This window comes from Paraburkholderia sp. FT54 (genome assembly GCF_031585635.1).
Classification (GTDB): domain Bacteria; phylum Pseudomonadota; class Gammaproteobacteria; order Burkholderiales; family Burkholderiaceae; genus Paraburkholderia.
This window is the reverse complement of sequence record NZ_CP134197.1, coordinates 227,827-253,684: the sequence shown is the minus strand read 5'-3', so window position 1 is coordinate 253,684 and position 25,858 is coordinate 227,827. Positions and strand designations below refer to the sequence as shown.

Here is a 25,858-nt window from a genome sequence, read left to right as displayed (position 1 = left end):
CGGCCGGCGATCCGCAGCGCCGGCCGCCTCGGTAAGCGGGTTACTGCGACGCTTGCTGCGGCGCGCGGCTTAGCTTGTCCGTCGCTTCCCACAGCCCGTTCAGGTAGACCGCGCCGAGCGCGCGGTCATAGAGGCCGTAGCCGGGCCTGCCCTTCTCGCCCCAGATCATCCGGCCGTGGTCGGGACGCACGTAGCCCGTGAACCCCGTGTCGTGATACGCCTTGACGATCGCGGCGATATCGAGCGACCCGCAACTGGACAGGTGCGCAGTCTCCTCGAAGTCGCCGTTTGTGTCGACCTTCACGTTGCGGATGTGCGCGAAATGAATCCGTCCCAGCGTGCCGAATTCGCGCACGAGCGCCTCGACGTCGTTCTGCGGGCCCGCGCCGAGCGAGCCCGAGCACAACGTCAGCCCGTTCGCGGGCGTGTCGACGATGCGCAGGATTCGCGCGAGATCGTCGCGGTTCTTCACGATGCGCGGCAGCCCGAAGATCGGGCGCGGCGGATCGTCGGGATGGATCGCCATCTTCACGCCGGCCTCCTCGGCGACGGGGATGATCGCCTTCAGGAAGTATTCGAGGTTGGCCCACAATGCGGCCTCGTCGACCTCGCGATACTCGGCGAGCAGCGCCTGCAGCTCGTCGGGGCGGTAGCTCGAGTCCCAGCCCGGCAAGGCGATGCCGTCGTTCGGATCGATCTGGTCGACCGCCTCGGTGCTAAACGCGAGGCAACTCGAGCCGTCGTCGAGCGTCTTCGACAGCTCGGTGCGCGTCCAGTCGAACACGGGCATGAAGTTGTAGCAGACGACCTGAATGCCGGCCGCGCCGAGATGGCGGATCGTCTGCTGGTAATTCGCGATTAGCTGGTCGCGGCTCGGCTTGCCGAGCTTGATATCCTCGTGGACGGGCACCGATTCGACGACCTCGAAGCGCAGGCCGGCCCGTTCGATCGTCGCCATCAGCGTGTCGATCTTGTGCGCGGGCCAGACCTCGCCCACCGGTTCGTCGTAGATCGCGGACACGATGTGCGTGACGCCCGGGATTTGCCTGATGTACTGCAGCGAGACCGGGTCGGACTCGCCGTACCAACGGAAAGACATCTTCACTGGAATGACTCCTGACTGGCGGTTCATACAACCGGAAAAGCGGGCAGCAGCACGCTGGCCCGTCATCGATGTAAGAATTATGTCTGGCATACCAATTTGGTTAAATAGTGGTTTACCAGTTGCTGAGCCGGAAGTTCGCCATGGTGAACCGTGGCCGGAACCTCCCCTAACTGGTGTACCATAGTGCTGATCCGGCGCATGGAGAGCCGGCCAGCCTGTTGCGAGCTTTCGATGACCGACTTATCCAACCTGTCCGGCCCTGGCGATGCGGAAGCCGCGGACCGCTCCTATATTGGCCTTGCGCGGCAGATTAACGCGATGGTGTCCGCCGGCGCGCTCGAGGCCGGCGCGCGACTGCCGTCGGAACGCAGTCTGGCCGACCAGTTTGGCGTGAGCCGCACCCAGGTACGCGAGGCTATCATTGCACTTGAGGTGCAGGGGATCGTCGAGGTGCGCGTCGGTTCGGGTATTTACGTGTCCGCGACTGATGCCGCGCGGCCAGTGACGTTCGAGGTTCCAAACGGCCCAGGGCCAATTGAGACGCTGCGCGCGCGCATGCTGATCGAGGCAGAAGTCGCGGCGCTTGCAGCGAAAGAGCGCAAGGATGCCGATCTCGATCGAATGTTCGTTGCGTTGACGACGATGCGCGACCGGATGGACAACAAGGCCGCCTACGACGCGGCCGACCGCCAGTTTCACCAGAGGATCGCCGAATCGACCGGCAATACGGTGCTGCTGCACATGGTCACGGCGATGTGGGACTGCGCGCGCAGCGATCCGCTATGGAACAAGATCGAGGAGCACTTTCATTCGCCGGCGCTGCGCGAGGCGTCGCAGGAGGATCACCAGCGGATCTTCGCGGCGATCATGGAAAGCGATGCTGCCGGCGCGCGCGGGGCTATGCGCGCGCACCTGTTGCGCGTCATCACGGAATTCACGCAAGCGTGGCGCTGACGATCCTTGATGCGCATTGCAGGTCGAGGATCCCGCGGACCATCGACGAATGATCAGGCGAAAGCATATCGTCGGATGCATGCCAGGTTGTGCCGCGACGAGGGACCACATGCGAATCGCAAGTCAGTCTTCGTTGAGGAGGAATGCCTAGCCGTCTCAGGAGTTTCGTGCTGAGGCCGGTAAAAAGTCTCAGCTCTGATGGCGCTGGTGAACCACTCGCCGAACAGAACGGCGAACTGATTGACCGCTTGCCGCCAGGTGATAGGCGGCATCTTCCAATCCTTGTCGATGTTGCGCAGGCCAGATAGAGCAGCTTGCCTGCAGCTTCGTCGCTGGGGACGTCAGCGATCGTTTCGACACCGGACACTCGTTTGCCATAAACGGTTCCAGTTTCAACGCGTCGGTGGAGCTTCCGGATCAGCGCCCGCCCCGCCCAATGAGTTGTCCGCGTGAGCAGGTAGGGAAAACTGAAACACGGCGCCGCGAGGCACGTTCGGCTTCGCCGAGAGCTGTCCTCCACACGCGTCGATGATCGAGCGGCAGATCGACAGTCCCATACCCAGGCCACTCGCCTTGGTCGTATAAAACGGATCGAAGACGCGGGTGATCCCGTCGGCAGGTAGTCCCGGACCAGAGTCCGACACAGCGATCGATACGCCCTTACTGGAGTCTGTGGCCGTGCTGATCAGCAACTCGCGGGGGCCCGTGCTCGTTGCGCCCATTGCTTCGACGGCATTGACAATCAGGTTCAGCATCACCTGTTGCAGTTGCACGCGATCTCCCAGGACGAGCGGCAGGGAATCCCCGAGTACTGTCAGCACCGAGACGTCTTTCTTCGCCGCTTCGCCCCGCGTGAGTTCGATCACCTCGCGGACCGCCTCGTTGATGTCTACCGTGTCCTTGCGTGGAGGCGCTTTCCTGACCAGATCGCGAATCCCGCTAACGATGCCACCAGCGCGCGTTGCCTCATAGACGATGCCATCGAGCGCCTGCCTGATCTCATCAAGATTCGCCGGCGTGGCACCCAGCCAGTGCGAGGCGGCCGCAGCATAGGTTGCTACCGCGGTGATCGGCTGCTGGACCTCATGGGCAATCGAGGCGGTAAGCTGCCCCATCGTCGCAGCCCGGTTCGAGTGCGCAAGCTCTGTCTGTACCTCGCGTAAATCCGCTTCCGCCCTTTTGCGCTCGCTCAGATCGAGTACGAAGCCTACACCCTGGGTCCCATGCTCTTCGAACATCGCCACGCCGATCAGCACCGGCACGCGGCTGCCGTCCTTCCTGAAGTACTCCTTCTCGAAAGGCTGTAATGCCCCCGTTTCCCTGAGCGCGGGTATCCCCCGTCTGTCGCGCTCGAGCCATTCGGGCGGCGTGAGCTCCGTCCAGCGCAGACGCCCCGACGTGAGGTCATCACGGTCGTATCCCACGATACGCAGAAACGCGTCATTGGCTTCGAGAATCCTACCTTCGAGGTCCCAAATCACGATGCCGACGATGTTGGCGTCGACGAGGCGCCGGATCTTTCCTTCGCGTTCGGCGAGATCGCGGTACAAACGGGCATTCTCCAGTGCGATCGCCGCCTGCGAGGCGAGCAGCTTCAGTACCGCAATGCGCGTTGGGGAAAACACGTGGGGCGCGAGGCTGTTCTCGAGGTAGAGCACGCCGATCAGCTTGGCCTGAGCGAGCAAAGGCAGGCAGAGAACTGAGCGCGCCTGCCGCTGCCGGATGTAAGGATCGGCGGCGAACGGGGACTGGGTCGAAGCATCGTCGAGGATCACGCTTTCCCGGGTACGCAGGACATAGTGGAGAACGGTCTCCGGTAGCACGATCTTGGTCACCGGGTGATCGCAAAGCCGCACGCGGATCGCTTCGCCGCTGGTTGTGGCCTCGGCCTCGAGCCGTGGCTCCCCCTCACGCGCCAGAACGAGCAGGCCTCTTTCAGCGCCGGCCTGCTCAAGTGCGGTGCGCAGAAGCGTATCGATCAGTTTGACGAGGACAATCTCACCCGAAACAGCCTGCGAGACCTTGAGCACCGTCGCGAGGTCGAGCTGGTCGACAGGCGTCCCGATCGTATCGGTCGGCCTGACGGTGGGCAACTCATCCTTCAGCCGGGGATGGGACTGGTCGAGCTGCCTTACCTTGGCGTCGGCCCCCCAGCGCGCGTAGCAGTAACGGGCGTTTCTAAGATACGTGTAAGAAATCGTTTCGAAGCCAAGCCTGGCGTAGAAGTGGGCAGCCCGTTCGTTGGCAATCGCCTCGTTGTGCACGAAGCCGTTGTCGCGGGCTGAGCGGATGGCCTGTTCATAAAGGTCCATCGCATCCCGGTCGCGACCCTCGACGCGCGCGATCTCGGCGCCTACCAACGCCGCGCGATCTGCGAAGTTCTCCGGACAGTTCTGGGCCCACGTCATGAGCTGATTGTGGTGGGATGCCAGGGCCTGCAGATGCTGAACCCGTTCCTCGGCCGATGCCGCGTCGTACTGTGCTGCTCGCGCCAGCGCGTCATAGAAGTCGTATTCGGCCACTTCAAAGAATGACGGCGAAGTCCAAAGAAGCTGTTGCGCCCTTGATGCCGCCTCGAGGGCGGCGGCGCAATCATTGGCGTAGACGCGCGCTTGCAGCTTGCGGATCCAATACCAACATCCTGTAAACGCCAAACGCGGATCTTCGAACCGGCTCTCGTCGAACAGTCCATCCTTGAAGGAGCCGAACTCGCACGTCAGGCCGCGCAGAGTCCGGATCAGACCGAGTTGGGCAGTGAGAATGCCGATCATCGACCCGTACTGAGCTTTCCGGACGAATTCAAGCCCGTTTTCGGCTTCTCTCTGCACCTCGCTCAGCGGATCGCCGGCCGCGAGAAGATTCGTGATGAGGTGGCTGCAGCTATATGCTGCATAGGTGAGGTCGCCGGTCCTGTTTGCAGCGTCGAAGGCGCGACGCACCAAGGCCCGGCCGGTCTGTATGGGCTGCGTCCAGGGCATGACAATCGTCGCGAAGGCCATGTAAACACGGGCCTGGTAGCGATGCAGTTCGCGCTTCTCCACCAGATCGTAGCCGAGCCGGCCGAATCGGAATCCGGCCTGGTAATCGCCAAAGTGCGGCCCCAGAATCATGCCAAGCCAGATATAAGCGAAGCACGATCCATCACTGTTGCCATGTTGGAGGCTGATATTGACCATCCGGCAAACCACCAGAGAGATCAAATTCTTGTCGGTGAGCATTGCAGACGTCGTGACCTCGATCAGCACATCGAGGGTCGCGAGGCCCTCCGGATCGTTCATGAGCGGCAGATCAATCAATGCTTCGATCGAACGGCCACCGAGCTGGCGCCATATCTGCTCGTATTCCTGCCTGACTTCGTCATGGGCAGGATGCGACAACCAGTGGGTACCTCTGTGGCGCAGGTAATCGAGGCATACCTCGACACCGAGGTCGCTCCGACCCAACGTGGTGTAAAGCGTCATGCGCAGGCACGCGACGGCGGCGGTGTCGACGAGTTTCCTGGCGTGCTGCGCCAGCAGCGCAAGCCGCTCGTCCGCCGCAGCCAGGTCTGCAGTTAGCAGTTCGCACTCAGCGCGGTGGTACTCAAGCGCGAAGGTGAGTTCGTAGCACCGCTCCCATCGATCACCCCTCAGCAGCCTCGTCCCGGCGGCGAGGTAGGTCAGGGCCGCGGCATGGGCCGCAGCGGCCTTGGCGCGTTGGCCAGCCCGCAGATCGAGCTCGGCGATACGCTCACGTTCCTCGGGCGCGTCGACGAGCGCGGCGCCGCAGTTGAGCTGGGTGACAATATCGAAGATCCGTTCGGAGACCTGCTCCGGGGGCAGGCTGGACGAGAGGATTCGGCCGATGCGCAGGTGCCGTTCGGGACGCGCCGCCTCGGGGATCAACAAATAGGCCGCCTCCTGAACCCGGTCGTGCAGGAAAGCGTAGGCCTCGTCCTGCCGGTGCACCAGGCCCGCCCGCACCGCTTCCCACAGCGCGGCATGGATGGTCTCGGCGGGTCGCCCCAGAACGAGCGCGAGCACGGCGAAGTCCGCTGTGTTGCCGAGTGCGGCCAGCCATTGCAGGGCCTCCTGCGCCTCCGGCGGCAGCCTGACGAGCTTGCCCACCATCAGCTCCACCACGTTTTCGGTGTAGCCCTTGGCGCGGATGCGTTTCAGGTCCCAGAGCCAGCGCCGGGCCCCGGGGCCGAAGACGAGCAGCTTTTCCTCGGCCAGGGCGGTGAGGAATTGGATCGTGAAGAACGGATTGCCGCCGGTCTTGCCGTAGACCAGGTCTGCTAGCGGGGTCGCCGTCTCGGCGGTGGAATGGAGTGCGTCTGCGACGAGACGCCCGACGTCCGCGCGCGCCAGGGGCGACAGCACGATCTCACTCACCCGGCCGCCTGCCCGCCGAATCTCCTGCAGGCTACGCGCCAACGGATGCGTCGGGCCCACCTCGTTGTCCCGGAACGCACCCAGCAGGAGCAGCGATCCCACGTCCGACTGGATCGTAAGATCGCTGAGCAGCTCCAGAGTCGCCGCGTCCAGCCACTGCAGATCGTCCAGGAACAACGCCAAAGGATGCTCCGGCCGGGCGAACACGCCCAGCAGGCGGCGGAAAACCAGCTGAAAACGGCGCTGTGCATCTTGCGGCGGCAACTCCGACACCGGCGGCTGCGGGCCGATCAACGGCTCCAGCGCGGGGATGAGGTCAATCATCAGCTGGCCGCTCGGGCCCAGTGCCTCCCGCAACGCCTCGCGCCAGGGCGCCAGCTCGGCATCGCTCTTGCCCAGCAGCGACCGCACGAGGCCTTGGAACGCTTGAGCGAGCGTCGCATAGGGGATGTCGCGCTTGTACTGGTCGAACTTTCCGGCAGCGAATAACCCGCGCGGCGGCACCAGCATCTTGTGCAACTCGTTGACCACCGAAGACTTGCCGATGCCGGCATAGCCGGACACCAGCACGAGTTCCGTTGCGCCGCTCTCGACCACGCGGTCGAAGGCGGCGAGGAGAGAAGCGATCTCGCGCGCGCGGCCATATAGTTTTTCAGGGGGCAGCAGTCGGTCCGGCGTGTCCTTCTGGCCCAGCGGAAAACTGTCGATGTGGCCGTGACGCTCCCACTCAGCCAGGCAGTGCCGCAAATCGTGCTCGACGCCGGTCGCGGTCTGATATCGATCCTCGGCGGTCTTGGCGAGCAGCTTCATGACAATCGCCGAGATCGCCTCCGGCACACTCGCAAGCCGCCTGGCGGGCGGGACCGGACGGCGCGCGATATGGCAGTGCACCCACTCCATGGGATCGGCGGCGGTGAACGGCAGCGTGCCCGTGAGCATCTGATAGAGCGTGACGCCGAGCGCGTAAAGATCGCTGCGCGCGTCGATGGAGCGGTTCATGCGCCCGGTCTGTTCGGGGGCCATATAGGCGAGTGTGCCGGCGATCGTCTCCGGAGGCTCGGGTGCCTGCCGCTCGCGAGGCAGGCGCGACGCGATACCGAACCCAGTGAGTCTCACCTCGCCGTTCGCGTTCACGAGAATGTTGGCCGGCTTGAGGTCCTTGTGGATCAGGTCACGCTGATGCACCTTCCTGAGTGCGGCGACGATGCTGATGGCGAGGCGCAAGAAGCGCTCCACTTCCAGGGGGGCCGTCAGGAGTCCGGCGAGTGGCTCGCCGCCTGCGTCCTCGAGCAACAGGAACGTTCGACCGCCTTCGCGCACCAGTTCCAGCGGCCGCGCCGCCCATGCACTGTCCAGTTGATCGCGTAAGCGGTATTCGTGCGCGAGGCATTCAAGGCTCGCTGAGGTCGGGTGCTCCGCGGTGGACTGTGCGGCGAGCACGGCGCTGCGCCCGCCGTCGGCCATCGGCCACCCGGTCCGGCAAAGTGCGCGTTCGCCGTCTTCCCACAAGACCTGAAAACGGCTATCCCCAATCGCGCCGAACCGCGAAGACGGATCCAAGTGGCGGCCTCCATCGTTAAGCCGGTTGCCGCTGTTGGGCGAAAAGCGCCTCGTACGCGTCGGCCCGACCGGTCGAGCCTAGTCTACGCCAGCTCAGCACGGTACGAAACGTGGGGCACTCAAAGACTACGAGGTCATGTCCAAAAACCTGAAGTGTCGTCACCATGCTGGCCAGAAGCGTCGGGGAAGTGGCCAACAGCAGACCTTGGGGAAAAAGTCGAAGGTTGCAAACTGGCCGAAGAAAAGGGGTAGGAAACGGCGTGCGCCGTCCTGGGACCGGTTTGCAAAATCTGCTGGTCGTTCATGGAGAGTCGATCAGACGTATGTGAAAGTCCGTGGCAAATGGGTCTATCTTTACCGTGCAGTCGACCGCGCAGGAAAGACGGTCGACTTCCGGCTCAGCGCCAGGCGCGATGTCGCTGCGGCCAAGGCTTTCTTCGCGAAAGCGATCAGGAGTCAAGGGCTCGCTCCGAAGACCATCACGCTGGACGGTTACGCGGCGTCTCACCGCGCGGTGCGGGAAATGAAGGCGGACCAGTTTCTGCCCACGGACACGACATTGCGATCGTCGAAGTATTTGAACAATTGATCGAGCAGGATCATCGCAACATCAAGTCCAGGGTCAGCGCAATGCTCGGCTTCAAACGCTTTAGCGATGCGGTCATTACGTTATCGGGCGTCGAGTTGATGCATCGCATTCGCAAAGGTCAGTTCAACCTTGCACGGTTGCGCCTCAAAGATATCGCTGCGCCTGCTGTTTGGAAGGCAGTCCTTTCAGCACGATGATGTAATGGTGAATGCGCCGTTTTTTGCTTGCGCCCGTAATTTGCACCACAGCCCCTGTGGGACGGGACGAAGCAGTGGTATCTCCTGCTTCGTTTGGGGGCGTAGAATAGTCTGATGCCCGCGGGACGCGGCGGCGTTCCAGCTTCGCGAGGTGCCCGGATGGCTACTGGAACGACCCACCGAACGGCTGTAACCGCAGGAACCGAAGGCCCCATCGTCTACATCGTCGATGATGACAAGGGAATCCGGCTTTCCCTTGGTGCGCTTATGCGCTCCGTAGGCTTGCGCGTCGAAACGTTCGAGTCCCCGGACGAGTTTCTCCGACGTCCTCCTGCCGTTGGGCCAAGCTGCCTCATCCTGGACGTGCGACTCCGCGGGAAAAGCGGCATGGCTTTTCACCAGGAAATCGTTAATAGCGGCATGCACATTCCCGTAGTATTCATGACCGGTCATGGAGACATCGAGATGGGGGTGAAGGCAATGAAGGCTGGCGCCCTCGATTTCCTGGCGAAACCCTTCAAAGACCAGGATATGCTCGACGCAGTTGCTCAAGCCCTGGCGCGAGACAGCGAGTGGCTTGCGGCAGAAGCCGCGCTAACTGGTCTGCGTGCTTCGTACCATTCTCTTTCGCCGCGCGAGAAAGAGGTGATGAGTTTTGTCTTGTCCGGCCTGCTGAACAAGCAGATCGCCGCCGAGATGAACCTGAGCGAAATCACGGTCAAGGTCCACCGTGGACATGTGATGCGAAAAATGAATGCGCGCTCAATGCCGGACCTCGTCCGCAAGGCTGAATCGCTGGGTATCGAGCCTTGTGTGCCGCCCCGTGGAGGCCATCACTGAGCGCCATCGTGTCCGGCACTTCAGACTTCTGCATTGCGCGGGTGCTTCGCTAAGGATTACCAAGAGCGACCGAGAGCCAGTGAGTCAAAATAGCGGCCTTGTAAGGTTTCGGCAACAACACGAGCGCGCCAGCAGCCACCACTTGCGCCTGCAGCGACGCGGTCGGATAGGCGGTGATAAAGATGGTTGCCGGAGCAAGCCCAAGCGCACGCAGGCGCTCATACATCTCGACGCCGGACATCCCGGGCATCAGAACATCGGAAATCAGGCAGGCGGTATGAGCAGCCTCCCCTGACGAAAGAAAATCCTCTGCCGACTCATACATGCGCACTTGCCAACCCAGCGACCGGATCAGGCTGCCTAACGCAAGACGAACGGCTTGGTCATCATCGACAATCGAAACAACAGGCGTAATTGGCAAAATGCGCACCTCCACCTCTCGTTTGAAGGGAGGGCGTGAGATCGGTGTCGCGCCACTCTTTTGATGTGCAGATTAGCTTATAACCGTGCCAGGCAACATGATACGAATGTATATGTAAATCGAACCACCTCTGCGCCGGTCGCCTAGTGTGTCAGGTTCGTAATAACTCATGGGTCATGGCTGACAGGCGTTGAATGAAAGCCTTGCGGTGCCGTCCGAATCGTCGGCGGTCCCGGTTTTGCGCAGGTCGACACCGCCCGTGAACCTGCTTGCGCGCTTATACCATCGTATAAGCGAGTTACGCTAACGCGGCGTCAGCTTATCCCAACGTTGAATAGATTTGCCCTTCGGCAAAACCTACTCTTTTCTCATCGAGGCGATGCTCGGCGTTATGACAGGGCATGCTCACTGCGTCGCCCGGTTAACCTCGCCTTCCGGGCTACCCGTCGGACCGGTTCGCCTTATTAACTGCTTCATGGAATCGTCGTGCCAGCCGATCTGCACAACTGGATATATATCGGCAGTAACGCTGATGCGGAATACACGTTCGCGCCGTGACTTGGCAGCAACATCTATCGCCGTACCGGCGCACCTTCCCACAATTTGCATTCAATAGCTGCAAGTCAGTGGTTACTTGACCTCGATCCTTAGTTCGATTGCTGCTTCACTCCTCGCTAAAGAGAGGGACACGATGTTGAACGCCGAACGCAATTCGATCTCTGATGTAACTACCTGTAGTAGTACTTGTCATACGGCTATTGATCCCGAACTGCCAACAGCCGACCACCCATCACCTCATCGTACGGCCCGACTCACTTCAGCGCCTGGGGTGATCGACCCGTGGGAGTCGATGCTCGCAACCATCCATCAGTTTGCTTCCCGCCAGACCCGATGCGAAATCCGCCAGGCCTGCCCTGACGTGCCCGCTCCGTCCCCGCACACTGCCCACCCGATAGCCGCTGGCCCGCGCAACAAGCGCTTCAATGAAGCAATTCATCGGATGAAATCTATATCGAATCGATATCGGAAGCATGCGAGACGGCGTTTCTACGATCAAGCATGACTTACGGCATTCGCGCTCGCGCGCCAGGAAAGGATTTTCCATGAACACCCCCACCGCTACCAGACCATCCACGCCGTCACACCAGCGGCCGTTCAGGGATATGAGCAGCCGCATGAGAAGCATCGCTTTAGTCGCTTTTCCCGGTGTCCAATCGCGGGACATTAGTGGGCCGCTCGATGTCTTCGCGGAAGCCAACCGCTTCCTGTTGGCGGACTCGCGCTATCGAGTGGAAGTCGTGGGGCTGGAGCATGGACCGTTTCGATGTTCAAACGGAATGGCCATCTTCGCCGACAGACATTTCAGTAACACGGATGATGCATACGATCTGTTACTGGTGGCCGGCGGCCCCGGACTGGTTCGTCGGAAGTTCACCGACGAGAGCTATGCTTGGCTTGAACGCGCAAGTCGGCAGGCGCGATGCTTCGGCTCGATCTGCAGTGGCGTATTCATTCTGGCACGCGCCGGCCTCCTGGATCACCGAATGGTCACCACTCGCGCTAACTATGCAGACGAGCTCGCGGCGTTGTGCCCGACCGCCCGTGTTGAAGTCGACCGGCCTTTTGTTGAGGACGGCAACATCTATACGTCGGCCGGCGTAACGGCCGCAGTCGATCTCTCCCTTCACCTGCTGAAACTGGACAAAGGCAGTGAAGTCTCGTCGAAAGTTGCCGAGCGGCTCTACGCATCCATGCAGCGCGCGGGTGGGGAATCCCCGTCAAGTCCCCCTTTAACGCCCTGTGTGGAAGGCTGTTCGCGGATTGCACAAGTCCAGCAATACGTCCTGTCGAATCTAGCCGATGACCTGTCGGTCAAAGTTCTCGCACGCCTAGCGAACATGAGCATTCGTACATTCGCTCGCACGTTCGTCCATGACGCGAAAACTTCGCCTGCCGAATATGTCGTGAAGGCCCGTATGGACGCTGCGCGCATAATGCTGCAGGGGAGCACAATTCCTTTGAAAACGATCGCTTATGCGTGTGGATTCGGGAATGCCGATCGCATGCGATGCGTCTTCCAGAGATACCTGGGCGTCTCGCCTACGCAGTATCGCCTTCACTATCAAAAGCGAAACGTACCTTGGTCGGGAGCTGTATGCAGCTGGCTGTCACGCTCAGATGTGTCACCGACAGAGTAGCGGATCACCGAAAACACCTTCCCCCTTGCGGCATCAATCACTAGACTCCTACGAAAGGACCGCTCCGTACGTCTGAAGATGTTCCAGCAGACGAGTCAGCAACGCAGTTTGAGAAATGCTGCATCCTCACTTCCTGAACTTGGCCTGCCTTCGTGCCCCTTCTGCTGTCTACGGGACGCGGTACCCCCGAGAGGTTTCAACATGAGCGAAGCAATCCTGAAACCGTTCGTCACGCCAGCCCCCATCCCCGTCCGTGAACTGCTGCCCTGGGTCGTGTTCGCTGGCCTGATTCTGCTGCTTGCAATCTATTTCGTCGGTGCGGAAGAGGGCGCGACCTCGATCGTACCCGGTATGTACGTACATGAGTTCGTGCATGACGGCCGGCATCTGCTGGGCTTCCCCTGTCACTGACGCGGAGGCCCGGATGATTGGAAAGCTGCTCTTGCGCGGGATGCTGGCGGGCATAGGACTTCTGACGGGCGTCGTGACCTACGGCGCCGCGTTCGGTGGATTGTTTGCGGTGACCTTCGCATACGCGTACGGCCGCTTCGGGCGGATCTCGGCGCGACCACTGTCCGCGTGGCTCGCGTTGGCGGCATTCGTCGCGCTCGTCATCGTGCCGAACGTCAAATATCCGGCAAATCCTCCATCGGTCGGCAATCCGGAAACAATCGGCTATCGCACCTCCCTGTTTTTCCTGATGATCGCGATTTCGGTCGCGACGATATCTTTTCGCTCGACGTGCGCCGTCAGCTAGCAGTCAAGGTGGGGCAATGGAATGCATCGATCCTCGCTGGACTCGTGTTCATCGCAATCATCACGGCGGTGCAGCTCGCCTGCCGGCAATCAGCGAAGTGTCTGCGATATTTCCTGCAGTCGTGGCCTGGAAGTTTCGCGTCGCGGCCATTGGCATGCAGGTGATCATGTGGACGACGATCGGCCTGTTGTTCGGTGTGTGGGTCGAGCGCAGCGAACTGGGTGACGCCCGCGCTTGAAGGGTGCCGACATGCGTTCACCGGCGTACTTCCTCCTTTCACTTTGTCGTCATCTGAAACATGAGGGGTGTAGATGATTCACACCACCCGCTATGCCAAAGTTCCGGTCACCGTCATCTCGGGGTTCCTGGGTGCCGGCAAGACCACGCTGGTCAATCACCTGATCGAACAGCGCGCGATCGAGCGCATTGGCATCGTCGTCAACGAATTCGGAGAGGTCGGCATCGACGGCCAGTTGATCGTGGCCGACGAGCAGGCGCTGGTCGAGATCAACAACGGCTGCATTTGCTGCACGGTGCGCGTCGACCTCGTCGCCGGCATCAAGGAACTGCTGGCGCGCAGCCGCGTCAGCGGCACGCCGGTCGACAGGCTGATCGTCGAGACCTCGGGCCTTGCCGATCCGGCACCCGTCCTCCAGACCTTCCTCGCCGATCCCGACGTGCGTGAGCTCGTGGAGCTCGAGTCCGTCGTCACCCTCGTCGACGCCCGGCATTTTCCCCAGCAGATCCAGGACGAGATCGCTCGCGAGCAGGTGGCCTTCGCCGACGTCGTGATCGTCAACAAGCTCGATCTCGTCGATGACGGCGAGCGCGCCGCGATCGAGGCCGAGGTGAAATCGCTGAACCCAACCGCCACGCTCTTTGCGTCGACGCGCTCATCCGTGCCGGCTGACGACTTGCTCGGCGTGAAGCGCTTCTCCCTGCCTGCCGTGCTGGCCATCGAACCGGACCTGCTCGACGAAGACGCCGAGCACGACCACGAGCACGACAGTTCGATCCAGTCGTACTCGATTGTCGAGGACAGGCGGCTCGACCCGACGCGCTTCAACCGCTGGGTCAACCTGCTCGTCCAGGAGGAGGGCACGCGGCTGATGCGCATGAAGGGGGTGCTGAACTTTGTCGACGAGCCGCGCCAGTTCCTGTTCCACAGCGTGCACATGTTGCTGGAGGCTCGTCCCGGCCGTGCCTGGCGGCGCGACGAGGCGCGCCGCAACTGCCTGGTCTTTATCGGCCGTGGTATCGACCCGCATCGTCTGCGCAAATCGTTCGCTGAATGCCTCGCGGCCTGAGTTGTCCTGTTCGACTGCTGTCTCTTTCTCGAAAGGAACCCACAGTGATAGTGATCGAAGCCCTCCCGTCAGCATCGACGAGCCCGCCCTCGCCGATACGCCCCTGTTCGCAAGGAAACTCGCGATGAAACTAGCACACACCCTCGGTGGCCTCGAGAATCTCGGGCCAGTCAACCTGGACACCCGTGTCTTTGCGGAGGAATGGGAAAAGCGCATCTTCGGCATTCACACCGTGATGATGGCGGAAAGCACCCACCTGTCGGACGCGCTCCAGAACTATCCGGTTAAGACGCTGTCGACCGCGTTCAAGGAAAAGTGGACCTGGGCGTCGCTGCGCGCCGGCGCGGAAGACATGAATCCGTTCGAGTACTTCAAGTACCGCTACTACGAGAAATGGCTGATGGGCATCGCGCAGTTCTTTGTCGATCAGGGCTACGTGTCGGCGGACGAACTGGTCAGCAAGACCAACTACTACCGCGCCAACCCCGATGCGCCATTGCCTGCCAGTGCCAAACCGGCCATTTCGGCACAAATCGTCGATTACCTGATGCACGGCGATTCGCCACTGCGCCCGCTCGGCGGGACGCCACGCTTCGCGCAGGGGGCCCGTGTGACGGTCGCCGATCCCGACGCGGTCGATCACACGCGCCTGCCGGGGTACTTGCGCAACAAGCATGGCACAGTCGATCTCGTATACCCGGGCGCGTACTCCTATTTCGTTTCCACGGGCCCGGACGGCATCGGCGCGCCGATGCCCGTCTATCGCGTGGCGTTTGCCGCCGAGGATATCTGGGGCAAGCAAAAGAGCGAACCTAACACGACGATCTATGCCGACCTGTTCGAAGCCTATCTCGAAGCCTCGAACTGACTGGCCTTCATTGATACGGAGCGAAGCATGAGCGAACTCTTTGAATACGACGACGACCGCGAATCCGAGAGTGCCGCCAAGGTCCGCGCGCTCGAGGCGTTGCTGATCGAGAAGGGCGTCATCGGCAGCGATTCGGTCGACACGGTCCTGAAGCACTTCGAGACGGTCGCCGGGCCCTTCAACGGCGCGCGCCTGGTCGCCCGTGCGTGGGTGGACCCCGCATTCAAGCAGCGGTTGATCGAAGACACGCCAAAGGCGATCGCAGAAATGAATTTCCCGGCCGGCATGACCGGAGCGGAAGGCGAGCACATGGCCGCGGTCGCCAACGGCAACGGCGTGCACAACCTGATCATCTGCACGCTGTGCTCGTGCTATCCGTGGCCGGTGCTCGGCCTGCCGCCGTACTGGTACAAGGACCCGGTGTTTCGGGCCCGCGGCGTGCGCGAGCCGCGCGCGGTGCTCAAGGAGTTCGGCGTGCCAATCAGGGATGACGTTCAGGTCAAGGTATGGGACAGCAGCGCGCAGATCCGCTGGTTCGTCGTGCCGGAGCGGCCGGCCGGCACCGGTGGCATGAGCGAAGCCGAACTGGCGGAACTCGTCACCCCCGAATCCATGATGGGCGTGGCGCTCGTCGCTCCCCCGGCCGGCGCGTCTGCTACGGTGTAGCCATGTTCACGCGCTTTGAGGAATACGCGGCATCCAGCATGCTCGGCCAGCCCGATTCGCCGCCACGCTCACAAGGCAAGCTGCGCTTCGGTCATCCATGGGAACGCAAGGTCTTCGGCCTGGCGTTGTCGCTTTCCAAGGCCGGCTATTTCGAGTGGGAGGATTTCCGCCAGAACCTCATCCGCTCGATCGCGCAGTGGGAAGCCGGACAGTGCCCCGGCCAGCCCCAGTGGAATTACTACCAGCGCTTCCTGGTTGCGCTTGAGCAGACCATGCTTGAGGCTGGCGTGCTGTCGCCGGTCGAAATCGCAAGCCTGGCGTCGGCCCTGACCCCACCGCCTCCCCGGGAAAGGCCGCCATGATCGGTCCCATCCCCGCCCAGTTCGCCGGATCTTATCCTTTGAGTACGAAGGCTTTTGACATCGGCAGTGTGTTGCTCCTGATCAAGGTGCTCATTTGTCTCATGATCGACTCGGTCATCGACTGCGTGAACCAAGTGTCGTCCGCCTTCGCAATGAATGTCTTTTCTTGATAGCGAAAGCGGCGCCCCAGCCGTTTGGAGCTGCGGGTGACGAACGGCCCGAGCTGGCCGACTTTGCCGGTTGCCCGTCGGCTCGATTCGACTCGGAACGGACGAGCGGTAAAGGTAGCCGAACCCGTCCGCCGACTCGCTCCAGTCATTCCCGAGGTTGTGGCGACTCTAGACAGCAGCGAACGCAAGCGATTCCCGCCACGGTGATTGACTCGCTTGCCTGCTGCCTATTGATGTCGATAGGCAGCCTTGCGCGGACAGCACCAACTATCTGAAGCGGTAGTTGATTGCGGCCACAACGTTCAGTTCATCCCGGCGCTCTGTGATGGGACTGCGTGCCGCATCGTGCTGCAGCCAGCCGAGGGTTACAGCCAACGAGCCGACCCATTTCTTCGTTATGTCATAGCTCGCGTAAGTGTTCAGGTGAATGTCGCGGAGTCCTGCACTCGTGTTGAAGGTTGGCAGGCCCGACGCAGCGCTTTGTGTGGCGCTCACGCCGAATAGCGACCGCGTATATTCTGCGTTTGCCCATGTCGTGCCCGGCCCGAATGACACCAGGAACCTTGAGGTCAGCGGCAGATTAGCCAGCAGATCAGCACTGACCAGAAGTCCCTGGCCCGTTCTCGCAATGTCCTGGTAGGCCGCGACTGAACCCATCAGGAACGCCACCGAATAGTCGGCAAAAAGCTTGAGTTTCGGACCCTCGTCCACGTCGCCTAACCCACGCAAGTGCGGATCGTCGGATTCGCTGCGGGATTGAAAATCCAGACTGAGCGCGGCGCCCACATGGTAGGCGTCATCTTTGCCTTTAAGCACATTCACGCCGATCAGATCGAGACCCTGCGAGTAAATCCGGTCCTCGTAGGAGATATCGAGCGATGGAATCGGCAGGAGTCGCAATTCGCGCGCGCCTGGATATCTGGGAGAAAGCATCAGGCCCGGACCTACCGATACCTTCCATTCATCGGCCCCGGCAGGATTCACGCTCGCATCCTGGTCGTCGGCGAGCGCGTGCGTGAACCAAAGGCACCCGAACGCAATCGGCAAGCACTGCAGCGCATAGCTTACCTTCACTCCGCCCTTCCCGTCGTTGCGAGAGCCGTGGCGCCCACGCCCGCATACGAAGTATCAGGCCTCGAATCAAGCACCGCTTTGCCCCCCACTTTTGCGATTTGCCGCAAACGCCTCGCGAGCGGCCGAGAGACGACCGGCGCGGTTTCTCCACCTCCACCGCTTCGGGCCATTTCACTTTCCCGCAGAAACAAGCCTACTTCCCGCGCGACGATTTCGCGTTCGTTGTCGGACGTAATCATGTGGTACGAATCGTCCAGATAAATCGAACGCAGGAACGCGGAGCCAATGTGCGAGCTGACAAATCTCGCGTTGCTGGCGTTCGCAGTTTCATCGTCGATGGCGTGGATGATCAGGCAGTCGTTCTTGATATCGCGAACGAAGCCGCGCACGCTCCTGGCGAGTCGCGAAGCTTCGTGGAGCGCCGGCACGGAAATGGTGGAAGGGCCAACCTCGCTGAACGCATCCTTCTGCATTGCCCGAGCAATTTTTGCTCGCAGCGCCTCGTTCCTGAGTCCGAATGGCGATCCCTCGCGATATCGCCACCTTCCGCGCATGGGCGTGTAGTAAACCAGCCCCAGCAGGAATTGATACCACGGTATTGCCCAGCCGTCATAGGCGAGCGTGACAGACAGGAGAACAACAGCTTGAGCCGCCGGGCGATGCCTGACAAGCGCCAGCGCCAATGTTGCCCCGATGGAAAGACCGCAGACGGAAACATGGGCATACCGTCTGGACAGTTCGTCGAATTCTCGAATGACTGCCCTGAGCCATGCTTCCATCTTGCGCTCAGGTGATCCCGCGCTATAGCCGTCAAACGTGGGCGCGCAGATCGCGAAGCCGTTGCGCTCAAGAGCCCGGGCGAGGAACCGCATCTCGAGCGGCGAGCTGGAGAGGCCATGGATCAGGAGGACCGCGTGATCTCCGCCTTCGTTGAACAACGACTTGATATCTGACAAATTAACCCCCAAGCCGTAAGACCAGAAAGTCACCTGCGTGCGTCGTAAAGCGTTCGCAGATGCAGTCCATTGGCCTGAACTTTCCGGCACCCATGTCCACGCGCGCGCGATGGTTGCCGGGCGTGAGCGTCGGCAACAGGAGCTCGATGTCATCGGAATGAACATGCGCGTAGCGCAGCCCCGGCGCGGTGCGCGCTGCAATCCTCTCTGACCTCTCAACACCGGCTCCGCCGCGGCCGTTGAGCGCCACCCGGCGATCGAGTGCCTGGATCAGAATAATGTCGTCGTGGTAATGAGGAAGATGCCGAAGCAGCCGATGCGTCTCGTCTACCGCGCGACCGGCCAACAACCGCTCGTTATCCGCACGCAAAAGCATTTCATAGCGGGATTGAGCCACGAGGCCGATGAGTTCGGTACGGAACTGCGCGCGGCGCAGTCTCTCGATCAGGCAGATCACTAAAATGCTGACGAGCGGAAGCGAGACGATCAAGCCGATGTCAGACTGGTCCAGAACGCCAATTTGCTGATAAGGCGGTACGAACAGGTAGTCGGCGATCACGAGGCCAAACCCCATGACGGCGAGCGCCGGCGCCATTCCAAAAAAACATCCGATCAGCGCTGCAGCAATGATGTAGGCCGTTCCGGGCAGAATGGGCCCGAGCAGCGAACTCAGCAGCAGCCGGCCCCCGCTCGCGACGATGAGCGCGAGCGCTGCGAAGTACCAGCCGCGAAGGCCCCGGGGTGCCCACCGGCTCGCATTACGAACTTTCATAATTTGTCATTTGCTTTGACGCCTGGTCGTGCGTGCGGTCATACAGATGCTCGGCAAAGCCTGTGGTGCCGGGCGACTTACACCCGCTAACCTGACGGTTCAATGACCGAAGTAAATCGACTTCGTGTTGCCAGTGGTTTCAGAGCGGGTCGCTGTGGGCGCACCGGATGCCGCCACACCACCGGCTACGCCACCATAGCTACCTGTCACTTCATTTTGCGCAGCCACCTTGGCTTCGGCAGCCTGGATGCCAGCCGGGTAATCCGGGTTGTTCCCCATACCCATGGCGGGGCGCCAGCCGGCTTTTTCGAGCTGGACGAGTTCGGCGCGCACTTGCGCACGCGTCACCGGCCCGTTCGATTGTTGAGCGAACGATACGGCCGGCACGGCCAGGCCCGAAGCGAGCACGACGGCGGGAATAAGTGATCTAAGCACGTGAAACCTTCAGTTGTTGGCCGCGAAGGGCGATTGTTGATTGCCGGACAATAAGCTGCGACGACAGTGCGAATGAGTGTAAACCCGCACTATTGAGTATTACACGATAATAGTTTTTATCGACCTCATAGGCTGCTCTCACAATTGAGGTTGGCTGCCGCGCGACCGTTCGTGGCCCGACAATGGGCACACTCGTCAAGACCTGCAGTGCCCCGGACTCGAGCTTGACGATACGCAGCGTCGCGGTCAGCGGGTTGCTCTGACCATTGATGGTCAACTGCCCGTTCACGTCGACATCTGCGGATGCTCCCACGCGCATCGCCCCGAAGCGGCGTGCATCAACCGTCCCGGCGAAGACCGCATTCGGATTGCCGGCGACCTTGAACAGAATCTCTTTCACCCGCTCATTGCGTAGCGGATTACTAGTCTCCACGCTCCCGAGATCGACGTCGAACTCCAGCTTTCCGTCATCGCGGACCGTGCCGTCGATCTGCTTGAACCTCTGTGCCTCTACGATCGCTGCAACGCCCTGTGCGGGAGCTTTTGCGGTAACAAAATTGAACATCGATTCGCTATTGTCGACGCGCCATGCGGCGTGAGCCGACGATAGCCCGAACATCAACACGACACCTGCGGCATAGCCGATGGATCTTCGCATTTGAAATTTCCGATATCTGTGGAGCTGGATGCCGTCGCTGCCTATTCGAACAGCAACGAGACTTGCGAGCGCACCTGCAAGCATCGGAATCGATGTCAGTAAGCCGCCAGTGATACCGGCCAGTTCGGGAAGCGGCTCGAGTGCGCCGTGAGCTGCGCACGGCGCGGCCAAGCCAAAGCCCGCCGTAGAGAGTGCCAGCAGGGGCATGATCGTAAAAAGCGAGACCAGGCCGGAAACAGACAAAGCGAGCAGGCTTACGGTTGCTGCCACCGCGTTCACCGCCAGGCAGAGCTGGCCGCGCAACGAAACGCCGCGGTGAACTAACGGCCGCTCAACGTCGAACCAGTGAAGATGCCCCGCCGGTACAGGCGAACAGCATCGAGTAAAGCCCCGGGCTGGCATGAAGGCGATCGCGCCTTGGTTGCCAACGGCTTGTCGCACATTTGCTTCGCGACCGTTACGCCGTAAGCCTCGACGTGGTTCTCGGTATGGTCAGAGCCGACGGAGACATACAGCTCGCCGTCGTGCCGGAAAAGAACGAATTCGAGGTCACCGGAATTCCCCCACCGGGTACGTCGATTAGTGCCGAGAAATCGAGAATGCCTCTCACTTAAGCGAGCCGGCCAAGCACTGTTGAAGGCGCGCGGGCTCGTCGGTCTGTCGAGGATTTCGGCAGCGCCTCCCTCCTCTTCGATTCGGCCCTGGCGCAAGAAGATTGTGCGGTTCGAGACATTTCGTGCGGACCCCCTTTCATGCGTCACGACCAGCCGGCCACCTCTTAATGGGTTTTAGAAGCAGCCTATCTGATCGATAACAACTATCATTTATATATTATTGATAGTAGGTGTTTATACTTACCGCCGTTGTCGCCGCAACACAGTGGCCGACACCTAACAATCGCCGTTCGCGGCCAACAACCGGAGGTTTCGCCATGCTTAGATCACTCATTCCCGCCGTCGCTTTCGCTCTGGCCCTGGCCGCGCCAGCCGTATCGTTCGCTCAATCGAACGAGCCTGTCACCCGTGCGCAGGTGCGCGCCGACCTCATCCAGCTCGAAAGGGCCGGCTATCACGTGGGCGACGGCGACCACACTACCTATCCGGCTGAAATCCAGGCCGCCGAATCCAGGGTAGCTGCGCAGAACGGCTCGGCAAGTGGTCAAGGTGGCGTCGTAAGTGGTTCGTCGAAAGCAGGACGCCGGGCCATGCCGACGGCCAACTGGAACGCGGTCTACAGCCACCATTAATGCGCTGGTTTCGGGCGCGGGCAGGCTGCCAAAAGTATTTCGCCCGAGCATCGCAGTCTGAGCGGGCAGCGCCCCGGCTCAGCCACACCGCGACCGCGCTTCGAAACGCAATAAGCGGTTTCGCTCCCGACAACTAATACCGGAGGTTTCACCATGAACATCAAATCACTCGTTTCAGCCGTGGCGCTCGCGTCGGCTCTGGCCGCGCCTGCCGTATCGTTCGCTCAACAATCGAACGGGCCGGTGACGCGTGCGCAAGTGCGCGATGAGCTCGTCCAGCTCGAAAAAGCCGGCTGGCGTCCCGCCATGGGTATGGGGAACAACCCGAATTACCCGGCTGGCATCCAGGCTGCCGAAGCCCGGGTGGCGGCACAAAACGGTGTGGCGAGCAGCTACGGTGGCGCGGTCAGCGGTTCGTCGGCCTCCGGCGCCCCCGCAGCAGTCCGCGCTGGAGCCAATGACGGCATGAATTCGATTTACTCCGGCGGCTAAACGTCAGGTTGACGAATGGCCGGCAGCAAGACCGGTCGCAAGGCACCGTCTGCTCACGCGTGCACAGATCCTCCACGCGTGAGCAGACGAACAAGCTCCGGCTCGCGGCAATGCTTCTGGCCGCCGGCGTCGTCAAGCGGTCGCAGCACTGGCACGAAGTGAAAAACAGCATCAAAGACCGCGGGGATGAGCGTCACGATCTATCACAGGGGCGACTCGCCAATTTCTGCCGCAACGATCTGGGCAATCGACGGCGACTATCTCCCGGTTGAGTGGACGGTGCTGCTCGCGTCACTGTTGTCGGCTGCAATGTTCGTCATTGCGGTGCGCCTGGCTCCGACAGGAAATGCGTCGGCCGCCCGTCTCGAATTGTTGACAATTGTTAATTGAAAAGGTTTTATGAAGTTGAAGAATCTGACCATTGCGACCCTCGTGCTGTTCACGGGGACCGCCCATGCACAAAGCAGCGTCACGCTGTACGGCCTTATTGACGCGGGCGTGGGCTATACGAGCAGTGCGAACACGAGCACGGGTATCAAAACCGGTACCGCCCAAGGTGCCAGCCAATTTCAGATGATGTCTGGACTCCTGAGCACCTCGCGTTGGGGCATCAGAGGCAGTGAGGATCTCGGCGACGGTCTGCACGCCGTGTTCCAGTTGGAAAACGGCTTCACGATCAACAATGGCGCGCTCAAAAATTCCGTGGCGGGAAATGTCCCCGATTTGTTCGGCCGCCAGGCTTGGGTCGGTGTGAGTTCCGACCGGTACGGTTCGCTTACGCTGGGCCGTCAATACGATTTCATTGTCGACTACGTGGCGCCGCAGGCTGCGGCGGGGACAGGCTGGGGTGGCAACCTTGCCGCCCACCCGTTCGACAATGACAACATGGACAACAGCATGCGCCTGAACAATTCGGTCAAGTTCAGCAGCGCCTCGTTCGCTGGCATCAAGGTCGGCGCGATGTATGCGTTCTCCAATGCAACGGGGCAAGCCGGTAACGACAACGCGTACAGTCTGGGCGCCCACTATGCGTACGGTCCGCTCTCTGTTGCGGCTGCGTACGACCAGATTAATCGTAACAACGGAGCCATGAACACGGCAGGCGCGACGAGCACGACTGATGGGAACTACCTGTCGGTGGGCGGCGACCAGCAAATCATCGGCGTCAGTGCCGCGTACACGTTCCCCAACAAGTCGTCGATCGGCGTCGTATGGAGCCATTCCGCTACCGACGAGCTCGGGAACGGGACCGGCGCCAGCCTGTACGGCAACTCCTACGCCCTCTCGGGCAACTCCTTGAAGTTCGACAACTTCGAGATCAACGGTCGTTATTTCGTGCGGCCCGATTTTTCGCTCGGTGCGGCCTACACGTACACCATGGCTTCGTATTCGGGCGGGACCTCTGGGGCTGTGGGCGGCACGCAGACCGCGACCAAAGGGGCCACGCCGCATTGGAATCAAGTTACGCTTCAGGCCGATTACCTGCTTTCGCGTAGCACCGACATCTACATGTCGGGGGTCTATCAACGCGTCAGCGGTGGCAATGGCATACAGGCATTTAACGCTGGCATCTACAACATGACGCAGGCGTCGGGTCCGACGCAGGTGGTCGCGGCAGTTGGCATGCGCCATCGGTTCTAACGCTTGAGCCAGACCTCAAGAACTTTGACCGCTCGAAAGGCGCCAATAGGTGTCTTTTGAGACTCGGTTGAGCGTCTGCCCGCATGCCGTGACGGTTATCTTCGAGTTTGTCGTTCGCGAACGGCTCAACGATCAACCACGTACTGTCCGGCTTCAGAGATTTGATCACGTGCGCCGCCGCGCCATTCGGGTCGCGCATGTCATGAAGACAGTCGAAGAACGCAACGAAATTATAGCCAGTGCCCGGATATTCCTTGGCCGTCGCGACCTCGAACCGAACGCGATCCGAAACCTGCGCCTCATGCGCCGCTTCGCGCGCTCGCTGGATCGACGATTCATCGTAGTCAAAACCGACGAACGTCGCCTTCGGATAAGCCTGCGCCATGAGTATCGTCGACGCACCGTGACCACATCCCACGACCGCCACCTGTCCACCTGCCTTCCGTTTTGCTTCCACGCCATCAAGGGCGGGAATCCATTCGCTTACGAGATTCACAGTGTAGCCGGGTCTGAAGAACCGCTCCGTGCCCTTGAACAGCGAGGGATAATGCTGGTGCCAGCCCACGCCGAGGCCCATACGGAACGCCGCTTCCAGTTTGGGAAGATCACGGAACATGGCTTCAGCGCAATCGCGGAAACCTGGGATGAACGCCGGACTCGTCTCGACGACAAAACACATTGCCATTTCGTTTTCAAACTGATATTTACCGGCGGCCGCATCGAAACGAATGAAGCCGGACGCTGCCTGCGCGGCCAGCCATTCACGCACGTAATTCCGTGAGGCCAGCGCGCTCGGCAACTTCGGTCGATGTCATCTATCCTTGTTCGGACATCGCCTTGTAAAGACAAAGATGGTCGCCCAATGCGATAAGCGGCGCTGAGGCGACCGCGCCGAATTCACCCACCATTCGTCCCATGTAGTCTTGCACCTTCTGCTCGTTACCTCCTGTTCAGCTTGGAAGAGATTGGCAAGCCCGTGCGAAAGACAGGAGTGGATTAATACATTGAGCTTTCGTGACGCTCGCCGGCCACGCGAAAGTATAGGCGTCACAGTGCATGCTGAAAGACACCAGGCCCGGACCGGCGAATGGCCTCGCCGCGGTGGTGGTAGCCACGATCGATGTTTCGAACGTCGAAATGTTCTGAATGCGCGCCCTCCACGTCAAGGTCGGATTATTCTCATACGACTACTTCCAAAAGGACTGCGTTTGCTGCCACACCGTAGCTAGGCACAGTCAGGACGCCGATGTTCCGATAACTTATCGAAAGTGATGATTCTGCCAACTCAAGTCCGCTCTTCCGATACAGCCATGACTACGGTTGCTCTTATCGCCTTTGCCGGCGTTCAATCCCTTGATATCGCAGGGCCCATGGATGTATTTTTCGAAGCCCATCGGTTCCTCCTGCCCGAGGCGCACTATAAGCTCGAGATGATTGGTGTCGAACAGGGGCCGCTTCGCTGCTCCACCTGAGCTGGTGAGGCATGAGTTCAGCGAGGATTTCAACACGTGGCTTCGTCGGTCTACGAGTCGCGCACGTAGATATGGTTCGATCTGCAGTGGTGCCTTTATTCTCGCACGCGCAGGACTGCTTGACGACAAGAAGGCCACGACTCACTGGAATTACGCAGACTCGTTGCAGCGACTCTGCCCCTCAACGAGGATCGAATCTGACCGCCTTTACGTTCAGGATGGCTTGCTTTATACATCGGCCGGAGTCACTGCGGGAGTAGATCTATCGCTGTACTTGCTGACACAGGAGAAAGGAAGCGAAGTCGCCCTGAATGTAGCGAGGCGTCTTTTTGTGTTTATGCAGCACGCAGGCGGTCAATCACAGTTCAGCCCGTATCTGACGCCGTACGTTGAGGAAAGCTCACCGGTGGCACAAGTACAGCAGTACGTTCTTGCAAACCTGACAAGCGAACTTTCAGTAAGCGTTCTCGCGCAGGTGGCCAACATGAGCGCCAGGAATTTCGCCCGGATATTTACACGCGATGCAAAGACCCCTCCTGCTGAGTTCGTTGAAAGTGCACGAGTGGACGCGGCGCGAGTGCTGCAAGAGAACACCACCACGCCGCTCAAGACAATTGCATACGAGTGCGGCTTTAACGATGCGCATCGTATGCGAAGCGTTTTCCAACGCCGACTTGGCGTCTCGCCGCGGCACTATCGTCTTAGCTTCTCTGCGCCACGGTTTGACCGGCAAGCTGCCTGCTTC

General features: G+C 60.7%; 22 protein-coding genes and 5 pseudogenes. 16 read left to right on the top strand and 11 right to left on the bottom strand.

The window, feature by feature from the left end; all coding sequences use genetic code 11:
• Positions 1-40 precede the first annotated feature (40 nt).
• Positions 41-1,105, bottom strand: coding sequence for a mannonate dehydratase (uxuA, locus tag RI103_RS33950; RefSeq protein WP_310819175.1), 1,065 nt, complete (start codon positions 1,103-1,105; stop codon positions 41-43).
• A gap of 231 nt (positions 1,106-1,336) precedes the next feature.
• Here uxuA and RI103_RS33945 point away from each other — a divergent pair, with 231 nt between their 5' ends.
• Positions 1,337-2,059 carry a FadR/GntR family transcriptional regulator gene (locus RI103_RS33945; RefSeq protein WP_310819365.1) on the top strand — a complete coding sequence of 241 codons (723 nt, stop codon included), beginning with the start codon at positions 1,337-1,339 and terminating at the stop codon, positions 2,057-2,059.
• A gap of 197 nt (positions 2,060-2,256) precedes the next feature.
• Here the strand turns inward: RI103_RS33945 and RI103_RS33940 are convergent.
• Both RI103_RS33940 and RI103_RS33935 read right to left on the bottom strand, forming a co-directional pair.
• Positions 2,257-2,396, bottom strand: a pseudogene (locus RI103_RS33940) (IS256 family transposase); the annotation flags it as partial.
• 55 nt (positions 2,397-2,451) lie between these two features.
• A complete protein-coding gene (locus RI103_RS33935; protein WP_310819174.1) occupies positions 2,452-7,992 on the bottom strand; it encodes an AAA family ATPase in 5,541 nt (1,846 codons plus the stop codon).
• Positions 7,993-8,278: 286 nt separating this feature from the next.
• Between RI103_RS33935 and RI103_RS33930 the strand changes: the two are divergent.
• Together RI103_RS33930 and RI103_RS33925 are read left to right on the top strand one after the other, a co-directional pair.
• Positions 8,279-8,778, top strand: a pseudogene (locus RI103_RS33930) (IS6 family transposase); the annotation flags it as partial.
• A gap of 159 nt (positions 8,779-8,937) precedes the next feature.
• The gene (locus RI103_RS33925) at positions 8,938-9,618 is read left to right on the top strand and encodes a response regulator transcription factor (protein ID WP_310819173.1); all 681 of its coding nucleotides are present in this window, start codon (positions 8,938-8,940) and stop codon (positions 9,616-9,618) included.
• 49 nt (positions 9,619-9,667) lie between these two features.
• On the opposite strand, the gene RI103_RS33920 is transcribed toward RI103_RS33925, so the two are convergent.
• On the bottom strand, positions 9,668-10,048 hold the full coding sequence (locus RI103_RS33920) for a response regulator (protein ID WP_310819172.1): 381 nt from the start codon (positions 10,046-10,048) through the stop codon (positions 9,668-9,670).
• Between the two features lie 1,094 nt (positions 10,049-11,142).
• Between RI103_RS33920 and RI103_RS33915 the strand changes: the two genes are divergently transcribed.
• The 8 genes and pseudogenes from RI103_RS33915 to RI103_RS33880 all read left to right on the top strand — a co-directional run bounded on the left by RI103_RS33915 (position 11,143) and on the right by RI103_RS33880 (position 16,367).
• Complete coding sequence (locus tag RI103_RS33915) at positions 11,143-12,237, top strand: DJ-1/PfpI family protein (RefSeq protein WP_310819171.1); 1,095 nt, start codon at positions 11,143-11,145, stop codon at positions 12,235-12,237.
• Between the two features lie 201 nt (positions 12,238-12,438).
• Positions 12,439-12,648: a CbtB domain-containing protein gene (locus tag RI103_RS33910; RefSeq protein WP_310819170.1), complete on the top strand. Its 210-nt coding sequence runs from the start codon at positions 12,439-12,441 to the stop codon at positions 12,646-12,648.
• A pseudogene (locus RI103_RS33905) lies at positions 12,554-13,232 on the top strand (CbtA family protein). Before RI103_RS33910 ends, RI103_RS33905 begins: the two are co-directional and overlap by 95 nt.
• A gap of 73 nt (positions 13,233-13,305) precedes the next feature.
• Entirely contained in the window at positions 13,306-14,301 is a 996-nt protein-coding gene (locus RI103_RS33900; protein WP_310817195.1) for a GTP-binding protein, read from the top strand.
• A 124-nt stretch (positions 14,302-14,425) separates the two neighbouring features.
• The gene (gene nthB / locus RI103_RS33895) at positions 14,426-15,169 is read left to right on the top strand and encodes a nitrile hydratase subunit beta (RefSeq protein WP_310819169.1); all 744 of its coding nucleotides are present in this window, start codon (positions 14,426-14,428) and stop codon (positions 15,167-15,169) included.
• 27 nt (positions 15,170-15,196) lie between these two features.
• Positions 15,197-15,835 (top strand): nitrile hydratase subunit alpha, encoded by a 639-nt coding sequence (gene nthA / locus RI103_RS33890; protein ID WP_310817193.1) that lies wholly within the window; start codon positions 15,197-15,199, stop codon positions 15,833-15,835.
• A gap of 2 nt (positions 15,836-15,837) precedes the next feature.
• Complete coding sequence (locus RI103_RS33885) at positions 15,838-16,197, top strand: nitrile hydratase accessory protein (RefSeq protein ID WP_310817191.1); 360 nt, start codon at positions 15,838-15,840, stop codon at positions 16,195-16,197.
• On the top strand, positions 16,194-16,367 hold the full coding sequence (locus RI103_RS33880) for a hypothetical protein (RefSeq protein ID WP_310819168.1): 174 nt from the start codon (positions 16,194-16,196) through the stop codon (positions 16,365-16,367). Before RI103_RS33885 ends, RI103_RS33880 begins: the two co-directional genes overlap by 4 nt.
• A gap of 267 nt (positions 16,368-16,634) precedes the next feature.
• Here the strand turns inward: RI103_RS33880 and RI103_RS33875 are convergent, their stop codons facing one another.
• The 6 genes and pseudogenes from RI103_RS33875 to RI103_RS39780 all read right to left on the bottom strand — a co-directional run.
• A complete protein-coding gene (locus tag RI103_RS33875) occupies positions 16,635-17,441 on the bottom strand; it encodes a MipA/OmpV family protein (RefSeq protein ID WP_310819167.1) in 807 nt (268 codons plus the stop codon).
• Positions 17,438-18,397 (bottom strand): alpha/beta fold hydrolase, encoded by a 960-nt coding sequence (locus RI103_RS33870; protein ID WP_310819166.1) that lies wholly within the window; start codon positions 18,395-18,397, stop codon positions 17,438-17,440. Before RI103_RS33870 ends, RI103_RS33875 begins: the two co-directional genes overlap by 4 nt.
• A 1-nt stretch (position 18,398) precedes the next feature.
• Positions 18,399-19,169: a DUF4118 domain-containing protein gene (locus RI103_RS33865; protein ID WP_310819165.1), complete on the bottom strand. Its 771-nt coding sequence runs from the start codon at positions 19,167-19,169 to the stop codon at positions 18,399-18,401.
• Between the two features lie 99 nt (positions 19,170-19,268).
• The gene (locus tag RI103_RS33860; RefSeq protein WP_310819164.1) at positions 19,269-19,604 is read right to left on the bottom strand and encodes a DUF4148 domain-containing protein; all 336 of its coding nucleotides are present in this window, start codon (positions 19,602-19,604) and stop codon (positions 19,269-19,271) included.
• Positions 19,597-20,703 (bottom strand): YceI family protein, encoded by a 1,107-nt coding sequence (locus RI103_RS39785; RefSeq protein WP_409077055.1) that lies wholly within the window; start codon positions 20,701-20,703, stop codon positions 19,597-19,599. Before RI103_RS39785 ends, RI103_RS33860 begins: the two co-directional genes overlap by 8 nt.
• 32 nt (positions 20,704-20,735) lie before the next feature.
• Positions 20,736-21,023: pseudogene (locus tag RI103_RS39780) on the bottom strand (DUF2848 family protein); the annotation flags it as partial.
• A 170-nt stretch (positions 21,024-21,193) separates the two neighbouring features.
• On the opposite strand from RI103_RS39780, the gene RI103_RS33840 reads away from it, so the two are divergent.
• The 4 genes from RI103_RS33840 to RI103_RS33825 all read left to right on the top strand — a co-directional run bounded on the left by RI103_RS33840 (position 21,194) and on the right by RI103_RS33825 (position 23,641).
• Complete coding sequence (locus RI103_RS33840) at positions 21,194-21,508, top strand: DUF4148 domain-containing protein (protein WP_310819163.1); 315 nt, start codon at positions 21,194-21,196, stop codon at positions 21,506-21,508.
• A gap of 159 nt (positions 21,509-21,667) precedes the next feature.
• A complete protein-coding gene (locus tag RI103_RS33835; protein WP_310819363.1) occupies positions 21,668-22,000 on the top strand; it encodes a DUF4148 domain-containing protein in 333 nt (110 codons plus the stop codon).
• A 186-nt stretch (positions 22,001-22,186) separates the two neighbouring features.
• Positions 22,187-22,390, top strand: coding sequence for a hypothetical protein (locus RI103_RS33830; protein WP_310819162.1), 204 nt, complete (start codon positions 22,187-22,189; stop codon positions 22,388-22,390).
• A gap of 9 nt (positions 22,391-22,399) precedes the next feature.
• Complete coding sequence (locus tag RI103_RS33825) at positions 22,400-23,641, top strand: porin (protein WP_310819161.1); 1,242 nt, start codon at positions 22,400-22,402, stop codon at positions 23,639-23,641.
• Here RI103_RS33825 and RI103_RS33820 read toward each other — a convergent pair.
• Positions 23,559-24,410 carry a class I SAM-dependent methyltransferase gene (locus RI103_RS33820; RefSeq protein ID WP_310819160.1) on the bottom strand — a complete coding sequence of 284 codons (852 nt, stop codon included), beginning with the start codon at positions 24,408-24,410 and terminating at the stop codon, positions 23,559-23,561. The two genes, RI103_RS33825 and RI103_RS33820, sit on opposite strands and share 83 nt — an antisense overlap.
• Before the next feature lie 541 nt (positions 24,411-24,951).
• Here RI103_RS33820 and RI103_RS33810 point away from each other — a divergent pair.
• Positions 24,952-25,831, top strand: a pseudogene (locus tag RI103_RS33810) (GlxA family transcriptional regulator); the annotation flags it as partial.
• Between the last annotated feature and the right edge of the window lie 27 nt (positions 25,832-25,858).

What these genes read in the sequence shown, in the direction of transcription:
- RI103_RS33885 (WP_310817191.1), top strand. Translation starts at nt 15,838, where the DNA reads ATGTTCACGCGCTTTGAGGAATACGCGGCATCCAGCATGCTCGGCCAG.
- RI103_RS33915 (WP_310819171.1), top strand. Translation starts at nt 11,143, where the DNA reads ATGAACACCCCCACCGCTACCAGACCATCCACGCCGTCACACCAGCGG.
- nthB (WP_310819169.1), top strand. Translation starts at nt 14,426, where the DNA reads ATGAAACTAGCACACACCCTCGGTGGCCTCGAGAATCTCGGGCCAGTC.
- RI103_RS33840 (WP_310819163.1), top strand. Translation starts at nt 21,194, where the DNA reads ATGCTTAGATCACTCATTCCCGCCGTCGCTTTCGCTCTGGCCCTGGCC.
- RI103_RS33865 (WP_310819165.1), bottom strand. Translation starts at nt 19,169, where the DNA reads ATGAAAGTTCGTAATGCGAGCCGGTGGGCACCCCGGGGCCTTCGCGGC.
- RI103_RS33925 (WP_310819173.1), top strand. Translation starts at nt 8,938, where the DNA reads ATGGCTACTGGAACGACCCACCGAACGGCTGTAACCGCAGGAACCGAA.
- RI103_RS33830 (WP_310819162.1), top strand. Translation starts at nt 22,187, where the DNA reads ATGAGCGTCACGATCTATCACAGGGGCGACTCGCCAATTTCTGCCGCA.
- RI103_RS33900 (WP_310817195.1), top strand. Translation starts at nt 13,306, where the DNA reads ATGATTCACACCACCCGCTATGCCAAAGTTCCGGTCACCGTCATCTCG.
- RI103_RS33945 (WP_310819365.1), top strand. Translation starts at nt 1,337, where the DNA reads ATGACCGACTTATCCAACCTGTCCGGCCCTGGCGATGCGGAAGCCGCG.
- RI103_RS33825 (WP_310819161.1), top strand. Translation starts at nt 22,400, where the DNA reads ATGAAGTTGAAGAATCTGACCATTGCGACCCTCGTGCTGTTCACGGGG.
- RI103_RS33910 (WP_310819170.1), top strand. Translation starts at nt 12,439, where the DNA reads ATGAGCGAAGCAATCCTGAAACCGTTCGTCACGCCAGCCCCCATCCCC.
- RI103_RS33880 (WP_310819168.1), top strand. Translation starts at nt 16,194, where the DNA reads ATGATCGGTCCCATCCCCGCCCAGTTCGCCGGATCTTATCCTTTGAGT.
- nthA (WP_310817193.1), top strand. Translation starts at nt 15,197, where the DNA reads ATGAGCGAACTCTTTGAATACGACGACGACCGCGAATCCGAGAGTGCC.